This window comes from Archangium sp. (assembly GCF_036277355.1).
GTDB lineage: Bacteria > Myxococcota > Myxococcia > Myxococcales > Myxococcaceae > Archangium.
On the sequence record NZ_DASUNC010000142.1, the window covers coordinates 132,945 to 140,767 of the forward strand.

General features: G+C 69.3%; 8 protein-coding genes. 3 read left to right on the forward strand and 5 right to left on the reverse strand.

Going from position 1 to position 7,823, the window contains the following annotated elements; all coding sequences use genetic code 11:
* Window positions 1-46: 46 nt before the first annotated feature.
* Both VFZ09_RS34960 and VFZ09_RS34965 read left to right on the forward strand, forming a co-directional pair.
* Complete coding sequence (locus tag VFZ09_RS34960) at window positions 47-1,297, forward strand: hypothetical protein (protein WP_329732083.1); 1,251 nt, start codon at window positions 47-49, stop codon at window positions 1,295-1,297.
* The gene (locus VFZ09_RS34965) at window positions 1,294-1,662 is read left to right on the forward strand and encodes a DUF2019 domain-containing protein (RefSeq protein WP_329732084.1); all 369 of its coding nucleotides are present in this window, start codon (window positions 1,294-1,296) and stop codon (window positions 1,660-1,662) included. The genes VFZ09_RS34960 and VFZ09_RS34965 overlap by 4 nt, the downstream gene beginning before the upstream one ends.
* Before the next feature lie 79 nt (window positions 1,663-1,741).
* Here VFZ09_RS34965 and VFZ09_RS34970 read toward each other — a convergent pair whose 3' ends face one another.
* The 5 genes from VFZ09_RS34970 to VFZ09_RS34990 are packed head-to-tail and all read right to left on the reverse strand — an operon-like array spanning window position 1,742 to window position 6,850.
* Window positions 1,742-2,503: a hypothetical protein gene (locus tag VFZ09_RS34970; RefSeq protein ID WP_329732085.1), complete on the reverse strand. Its 762-nt coding sequence runs from the start codon at window positions 2,501-2,503 to the stop codon at window positions 1,742-1,744.
* The gene (locus tag VFZ09_RS34975; protein ID WP_329732086.1) at window positions 2,500-3,207 is read right to left on the reverse strand and encodes a DUF4956 domain-containing protein; all 708 of its coding nucleotides are present in this window, start codon (window positions 3,205-3,207) and stop codon (window positions 2,500-2,502) included. The genes VFZ09_RS34970 and VFZ09_RS34975 overlap by 4 nt, the downstream gene beginning before the upstream one ends.
* A 16-nt stretch (window positions 3,208-3,223) precedes the next feature.
* Complete coding sequence (gene tmk / locus VFZ09_RS34980; RefSeq protein WP_329732087.1) at window positions 3,224-4,930, reverse strand: dTMP kinase; 1,707 nt, start codon at window positions 4,928-4,930, stop codon at window positions 3,224-3,226.
* 6 nt (window positions 4,931-4,936) lie between these two features.
* Window positions 4,937-5,650, reverse strand: a complete 714-nt coding sequence (locus VFZ09_RS34985; RefSeq protein ID WP_329732088.1) for a VTC domain-containing protein — start codon at window positions 5,648-5,650, stop codon at window positions 4,937-4,939.
* Window positions 5,651-5,665: 15 nt separating this feature from the next.
* Window positions 5,666-6,850, reverse strand: coding sequence for a hypothetical protein (locus VFZ09_RS34990; RefSeq protein WP_329732089.1), 1,185 nt, complete (start codon window positions 6,848-6,850; stop codon window positions 5,666-5,668).
* A gap of 621 nt (window positions 6,851-7,471) precedes the next feature.
* Here VFZ09_RS34990 and VFZ09_RS34995 point away from each other — a divergent pair.
* Window positions 7,472-7,823, forward strand: a 352-nt coding sequence (locus VFZ09_RS34995) for a protein kinase domain-containing protein (protein WP_414640780.1), incomplete at its 3' end; no start/stop codon positions are given.

Genomic DNA, 7,823 nt, shown 5'->3' on the forward strand with positions numbered 1-7,823 from the left:
GAGCGCGTGTGCCACGGGAACACCGCCTGGACGAGCACGGGAGTCCTTGAGCGTTCGTGCACAGTTGGCGAACGGGGAGTCGATCGAGGGCGAAGCGGTCTTCATCCACCTGCCCACGGATTTCGAGCCAGTGCGGGTGTCTGATGCGCAGTTCCGTGGCGCCCTGACGGAACTGGTGCTCGACATGCCGCTGAGGGTGGTCACGGACTGCCCTCGGTTGTACGTGGGCCGGAGGCTGGCGCTGGTTTCCGAACCCCTGGTCGGGGATGCGTGGCATTCGGAACTGGCGCGAGCGTACGGGCGCTTTTGCGACCGGCGAGGCAGTCCGGGCGACTGCCTGACGCTGTTCGATGATGGGCCCTCCCTTCAAGCCGATGACAAGCGCAGCATCGCCCTGGCATTGGCCGTGGGTCCAGCCCTGGAGGCACGCGATGCGGAGCTGCGGGCCATGCTCTCCTCCACGCAGTTGTGGACGGCGGTGAGTGTTGCCATCTCGGGTTGGTTGGCGTTGCTGGTGATGCCCGAGCCGGTGTCCAAGGGGGTGGCCGCCGCGTTCGCCATGATGATGTGGGGTTATCTCGGTTGGGAGTTCTTCGATTTGCTCCGGGCTTATGTGCAACTCGCGGAGGACTCGGCCCAAGCCACCACCTTCGAGGAGCTCCGCGAGGCGGGCGCGCGGTTCGGGAAGGTCATCGGCCCCAACAGCGTGCGGATTCTTGTCTTGTTGGGCACGGCGGCGTTGGGCGAGACGGCAGCTCTGCTCTCGAGAGGACCGAAGTTGCCGGGCTTTGGGCAGGCTGCGCGCAGGGTCGAGACCACGACTGGCATGCGGATGATGGAGGCTTCGACCGGGGCTGAGCGGATCATCGTCTCCGTGCCCGAGGGCACGATCCGCGTCGTGCTGCCAGCCAATGCCGTTGCCATGGCGCCCCAGGATGGAAAAGGCGGGCGCTCCAGGCTCATCAGACAGGGCAGGCTGCTCTCCAATGGGCATCGCGCATTCAAGTCCTTCGACGACTTCAAGGACGTCATGGGCTCCGCGGGCAAGGGCAAGCAGTGGCATCACATCGTCGAGAAACACCCACACAACACGGAGAGGTTCGGGGCCGAAGCTCTGCACAATACGGAGAACGTCATTCCCCTGGACGAGGCAATCCACACGAGGATATCCGCCTGGTACTCCTCGAAACCGCAAGGCTGGAGCATGACCGTTCGCGAGTGGATAAGGCAGCAGTCTTATGAGGCGCAGCGGGAGTATGGGATTTCCGTGCTGCGCAGGTTCGGAGTCGTTCCGTGAAGCGTGTTTCGGGAGAGGCTCATGATGACGTGGGGAGCTTGATAGACAAGTACATCGAACTCGCGAAGCTTCATGGGGTGGCGTTGAGCGAGTTCGATCACAAGAAAGCGAATCGCCTGCATTCTCGCATCATGCAAGTGCATCGCGACTTGCTGGTGCTGGGGCCCAATACTCGAAGCAGATTGCTCGAGCTTCTCGAGCATCCCGACATGTCGGTCCGCTCCTGGGCCGCGTCCCAGTCGCTCGATTTCGCTCCTGAGCGTGCGGAACCCGTGCTCGAGCGGATTGCCGCGGAAGGGCCCTTGCCTTTGAACTTGAACGCCGAGACCGTGTTGATGGGCTGGCGTTCGAGATCATCATCTTGATCAGCGAGAAGCGAGGCAGGGGGAGGGGCTGGCCTCAATCCGCCCCTTCGCCCCTGCCCGTTGATGCAATGAAGTCTGTTCAGGGCTTCTTCACATCGTAGGACACGAGTTCCTCCAGCCGCTCGCCGTCCTCCTTCACCTTGCCGATGCCGGGCGCCAGCCAGTACGTGCGCTCCTGGTTGTCCTTGTCCCCACGCTCGCGCTTGATGCGGATGACATTCGTGAAGGTGCCCGCCGGTGTCACCACCGTCTCGTTCACCGCCTCCACGCGCCAGATGTATGTCTTGTCCTTGTCCTCCGTCGTGCCGTCGCCCAGGCGCGTCAGCTCCCGGATGTCCGAGTCGTAGCGCCAACCCACCGGCCGCTCCGTCGCGATGGCCTTCACCGTCGCGGGATTCCAGGTCGTCACCCGCGCCAGGGTCTCCCCCTTGCGGTCCTCCTCGCGCAGGCGTACCACCACCCCGTTCACCTCGAGCTGCCAGGACAGCTCCTCCAGGTGTGGCTGCGTGCTGCGCACCGCGATGGCCCGCATGTTCGTCTCCGGCACCGCCTGCTCTCCCAGCACCTCCACCCGCTTCTCGAAGGTGCCTTTCACCGGATCCGTGATGCGGTACGTCCACGTGGAGCCCGCCGTCAGCGGCCAGAGGCTCGTGAACGGGGCCGGTTGCTCCGGGTCCGTCGTCCCTCCGCCCGTGCCGGGAGGAATGTCCGGCAGGTCCACCGTTCCATCCTGGTTCGTCGTGGACGGCGGCCCCTGGTCTCCCGTGGGCAGGCTTCCACCTTCCCCGCACCCCGCCCAACACATCGCCGCCACCAGTGCGGCCCACCCCCAACGCCTCATCCCCGCTCCTCCCAGAGCCCCTTGTTCGAGGGCATCTCCGACCACCTCAGTCCCCGGATCGGGCTGCCCGCCGGGCGGCTCAGCGCCGACGCGATCATCCCCGGCTCCTTCTCCTCCACCTCGAGCTCCAGCCGCCGCCCGTCGAAGTCCAGCGCGCAGCTGCGCACCAGCACGTTGCGCTCGCCGAGCCGCTGTCTCAGCCACGCCTCCGCGCCCGCCAGGTCATCCGCCTGGGCCGACACCAGCACCCGCTGCTTCTGAAGCACGGGCGCCTTCTCGAAGAAGTCCAGCACCAGCAGCAGCGCGGCGACGAAGGCCGTGCCCACCCCGGCCAGCTCCAGGCTGCCGTGTCCGCACGCCATGCCCAGGCCGATCATCAGGAAGAGGATGGCCGCGTCACGCGGGTCCTTCAGTCCCGAGCGGAAGCGCACGAAGCTGCCCAGGCCCACCAGTCCAAAGGCCTTGGCCGTGCTGTCGCCGATGACGGCGGTGATGACGGCGGCGGCGGTGCACAGCAGCACCTGGGCCTGCATCATCTCCGCCTTGGGCAGCGCCTTGCGCGTCAGCAGGCGCCACGGCCTCAGCGCGAGCACCGTGCCGATGAGCACCGCCGCCATCAGGCGGGGCAACATCACGCCCGCGCCGGGATGGGACACCCCGGAGGTGGCTTCGTGCTGGATGAATCCCGAGAACAGCCCGTCCATTGCCCGTCCTTTCGATTCAGAGCGCCGGCCGAGGGGCGTCATCCCCGGCCCTCCATTGCGAGCTGCGCTCCGAGGGGTGCGCGGCCAGGTGCGAGGCGGCCACGAGGCGGTAGGCGTTGCGCAGCACCGGCAGGCGGCTGGAGGTCAGCTCCAGCGCGCGCAGCACGAGTGCTTCGGCCCGCTCCGTCAGTGGCAGTCCCTCCAGCGAGGACACCACCGTGGCCGGCCAGCGGGACACGAAGGCCTCGCGCAGCCTCCAGGCGCGCGGATCATCCAACCCGTCCAGTGAGTCGAGGGCCTCCTTCGTCAACGGAGCGCCGCGCTCGCGCAGGGCGAAGGCCTCATCGCCGCACAGCCCGGACAGCGAGCGCAGCACCAGCTTCAGGGCCTTGTCCTCCAGCGCCACGCGCAGCTGCCGGGCGAAGGGCGTGTCCAGGCCCTGCACGCTGCGCAGCACCGCCAGCCGGTCATGGCCGACCAGGCTCTCGCGCAGGGCGTCCGCCCGGGCCGAGTCCAGGCCGGTGAGGCTGCGCGCCACGTCCGCGTACAGCCCCCGCCGCACGCCCTGCTCCCGCGCCGCCCAGGCCGGCTCGTCGTCCACCCCGGCCAGTCCGCAGAGCACCTCGCTCAGGCGCCCCTCGCGCAGCGCGTGCTCGCGCAGGGCCCACGCCTCGGGCGAGTCGTTGTGCTTGAGGCCGCCGAGCACGTCCGCGGGTGCGTGGGCGTAGAGGCGCTCGCGCAGGGCCATGGCCTGCGGGGACGGGTTGGAGCCCAGGCTCATGGCCACCTCCTGTGGCACCACCTCCGCCAGCAGCTCGCGCAGGGCCCGGGCCGGCTCGTCGTCCAGGCCCGTGAGGCTGCGCACCGTCAGCCCCGGGAAGCGCTCCACGTAGCCCAGCCGCCGCTGGTGCGCCGGGAAGCCGGGGATGCCGCCCAGCAGCCACACCGCCAGCTGCGGCTCGCGCACCTCCAGCCCGTCCAGCACGCGGAAGAAGTGCTCCTCCACCTCGTCCACCGTCGACGGCACCTGCACCGGCGTGGGGCTCGGCGGCGTCATCCGCTGCGCCGGCAGCTCCCGGCCCTCCAGCCGCGCCACCACCGCCTCCACCAGCCGCTGCTCCAGCACGTGCAGCGGTTGATCATTGTTCTCGATGATCAACCAGCGCGCCGGATCCTTCCGCGCCTGCGCCAGGAAGGCCTCCCGCATCCGCACCGCCAGGCCCGCGCCCGCCAGCCCCTTGCGGCTGTCCGAGTCCGGCACCCGCTCGCCCTTGCTCTTCCCCAGGCGCTTGCGCAGCCGGGCCAGCTCCGGATCCACGTCCACCAGGATGACCAGATCCGGCCACAGCCCCTGCGAGGCCAGCTCACACGCCGGCTCGAGCGCCGAGCCGGGCAACCCGCGCCCGCCGCCGCTCAGCGCCAGCTGCGAGTACAGGTACCGGTCGCTGATGCACACCTCGCCCCGGGCGAGCGCGGGGGCGATGACCTCCTCGAGCTGCTGCGCGTCGCGGGCGAGGTTGAGGAAGAACTCGGTGCGCGGCGACATCTCCAGCAGCTTCGAGTCGCGGGTGAGCTCGCGGATGCGCCGGGCGATGGGCGAGCGCAGCTCTCCTCCCTCGCGCGCGTGCGCCACCCGGTAGCCCAGCCGCCTCAGGCGCTCGGCCAGGAGGTTGGACAGGGTCGTCTTGCCGCTGCCGTCGATGCCTTCGAAGTCGATGAACACGGTTGCTCAGCCCCCCAGAATCCCGTCCGCGACGAAGTCGTGGACCCTCGCCATCCCCTCGGCGAACTTGCTGTACGCCGGCTTCCTCCCGGGGTTGAGCGCCGCCAGCCACTCGGGCAGCTCCTCCCCCAGGTGCTTCACTTCCACGACCACCCGCTCGTCTTGCGCCAGCGGTTCACCCAGCCGCTCCGCGCTCAGCGTCGTCTCGGAGAGCGCCAGCTCCGGCGTAATGCCGTGGAAGCCGATGTCCCGGTCCACCGTCACCCGCCACGCCTGCGAGCACTGGTACACGTGCCGCCGGTACGTCACCGCCAGCACCGGCATGAGGCTCCCTCCGGCGATGAGCGGCAGCAGCCGCACGCCGCCCCGCAGCACATGGCCCAGCTGCGCGCGCGGCACCCACACCCGGCGCTTCTGGGTGAGGCCGTTGCGCTCGCGCTTCACCTCCAGCACCACGCGCTGCACGCCTCCGGCGCCCACGTCCGGCGAGTACTCCTTGGTGCGCACCTTGAGGCAGTCGTTCGGCGTGTCCAGCGAGCGCCGTGCCAGCGGATAGCCCGGCTTGTCGAAGTAGACGGAGGTGATGCTCGTGGGCGGCGACAGGTAGCCGCCCAGCGACGAGGACAGCCGCGAGCACAGCGCGAGCGCCTCGGTCCTGCCCAGCACCAGCTTGAACTCCCGGCGCAGCCTGGTGACTTCTCCTTCCGCGAACTGGAGCATGGTCTCTCTCCGTTCCTAGAAGCGGGTGGCCAGCTGCAGCGAGTACTCGAAGCCCGCGGCCGTGTCCCCGGGACGCAGCGCGTGCTCGGCCTGCAGCTGGGCCTTGAAGTGCTCGGAGTAGAGGACGTTGAAGCCGCCCACGAAGGCGTAGCCGCGGGCCTTCAGCGGGCCGAGCAGCTGCATCATCTCGGCGCCCGCCACCGGCTGCAGCGCGAGGCCCTCCACCAGCCCCAATGGCAGCGTGTAGCTGGCCAGCCCCATCTGCGCGGAGAAGGGCCCCGTGGGCAGGTGCCCGTTGACGTACTCGCCCGTCACCTCCAGACCTCCCAGCTTCAGCACCGCGTCCCCCGCCAGCGCGTACGTGCGCGCGCCCTCGAAGGACTGCGCGAAGTAGGAGCTCGCCCCGAGCGTGAGGACCTTGAAGGGACGCACGGTGGCCCGCAGCGCGGCGTCCTCGCTGGCGCGGATGCCCGTGTCGTCGTCCTTGGTGCCCTGGAAGACGCCGCCGGACACCTTCAGCTTCCACGCCTCCTCGAGGCTCACCTCGCCCATGAGGCCCAGCCGCCGGCCGCCCAGGTGGTGCGTGTCCTCCAGGTAGTCCGCCACCAGCCCGCGGCGGATGACCGGCAGCCGCCACGCGGACTCGAGCTCGCGCGCCAGGAAGGGCGCCTTGAACTGGCCGCCGTAGAGGCGCAGCCGCTTCTGCCCATCGGCCACCCGCACGAAGGCGTCCTTGAGCAGCGACTTGGACGACAGGTCCGCCGTCACCTCCGCCTCCACGTGGGACAGCGACGCGGCCAGGCCCACGCGCGCCGAGGCGATGGAGAGCGAGCGCGCGTACTGCTCGCGCTCGTCCGCGCTCACCCGGGCGAAGACGCGCCCGAAGGGAACGACCCGCAGTCCCCGCTGCTCCTCGTCGTTGGCCGCGGTGCCCTCACCGCCCTCCGAGAGCGGCTCCTCCCACTTCGGCTTCGGCTCCTTCTTCTTCTCCGGCTGGGGGACCTCCACCTGGGCCGGCGTGGGCGTGTCCAGCTCCGGAGTCAGCGCGGCCACCTCCTCGGGCTGGGCCGCCGCGTCCGCCTCGGGCTGCCACGCCTCCGCTTCCGGGGCGGGCTCCGCGGCCCACGCCGGCATGCCCAAAAGGAGGACCGTGGCGAGGAGCCCCCGCCTTTCCTTCTCGAACCTCCGCCGCTCGCCCATGCACTCCTCCCCGCCCGGTCCGTGCGAGAGGTGTGCAACCCGGGTGCCCGGAGGGAGGCTGTCCGCGAGCCGACAACCGCCTCGTCCCCGCGTCGGAAACCCACCGTCACCAGGGCGTTACAGGTCCGTGACAGGGAAGGAATTTTCCACTCGAGGGGGGGTGGAGCGCCTGTCGAAGTTACCGCTCCGGGAGCTGCTTGTTTTCAGTCGCCACGGCGGTGGAGGTGCGATCAGGCAGGACGTGCTTCTGGGTGGATTCGCGTCTCTCACCCAGAAGGTTCCGAGCGGACTTCAGGTGGAGTCGGGTAGACCAAGGCCGTTGCCCTCCCGGCCCCACGGCTCCAACTCCCAGTGGTAGACGTCTACCAGTGAGGTGGGTGGGTGTGGGGTAGAGGGTGTGCATGTATGTCTTGACTGGTAGACGTCTACCAGTGAAGTCCTCGGAGACGGCCTTTCCCCCTCGGGTGAGCCCGACATGCCACGGCCCGGCACACCATGGGTCACCCGACGCCCCGGTCACGCGGAGACGCTTGCCGGGTCTGCTACCCTGCCCACCCTGGAGGTAAAGCACATGAGCGGACTTCCGCGGTCCGCTGTGCATGTCCTCGGAGAAGGGGTGCCATGAAAGTCAAACCGGTGGAGGAAGTGCTGCCTCCAGACGGGGTGGTAGGTGGCTACCGCATCGAGCGCAAGCTGGGCGCCGGGGGCCAGGGCCGGGTGTACCTGGCGTGGCGAGAGGGGCGAGCGTACGCGCTCAAGTTCATCCACCTGGAGCACGTGGGGGACTGGGGCTGGCGCGAGCTCTTCATCCTGCTGAGCCACTCGTTCGCCCACGTGGTGAAGCTGGTGGGCCACCTGAAGTGGCCGGAGGACAGGCCCGAATTCCTGGTACTCGTCATGGAGTACGTGGAGGGCCGCCCGCTGCACCGCTGGGCGCAGGAGGACAACCCCTCGGCGCGCGCCGTGGCCCGGG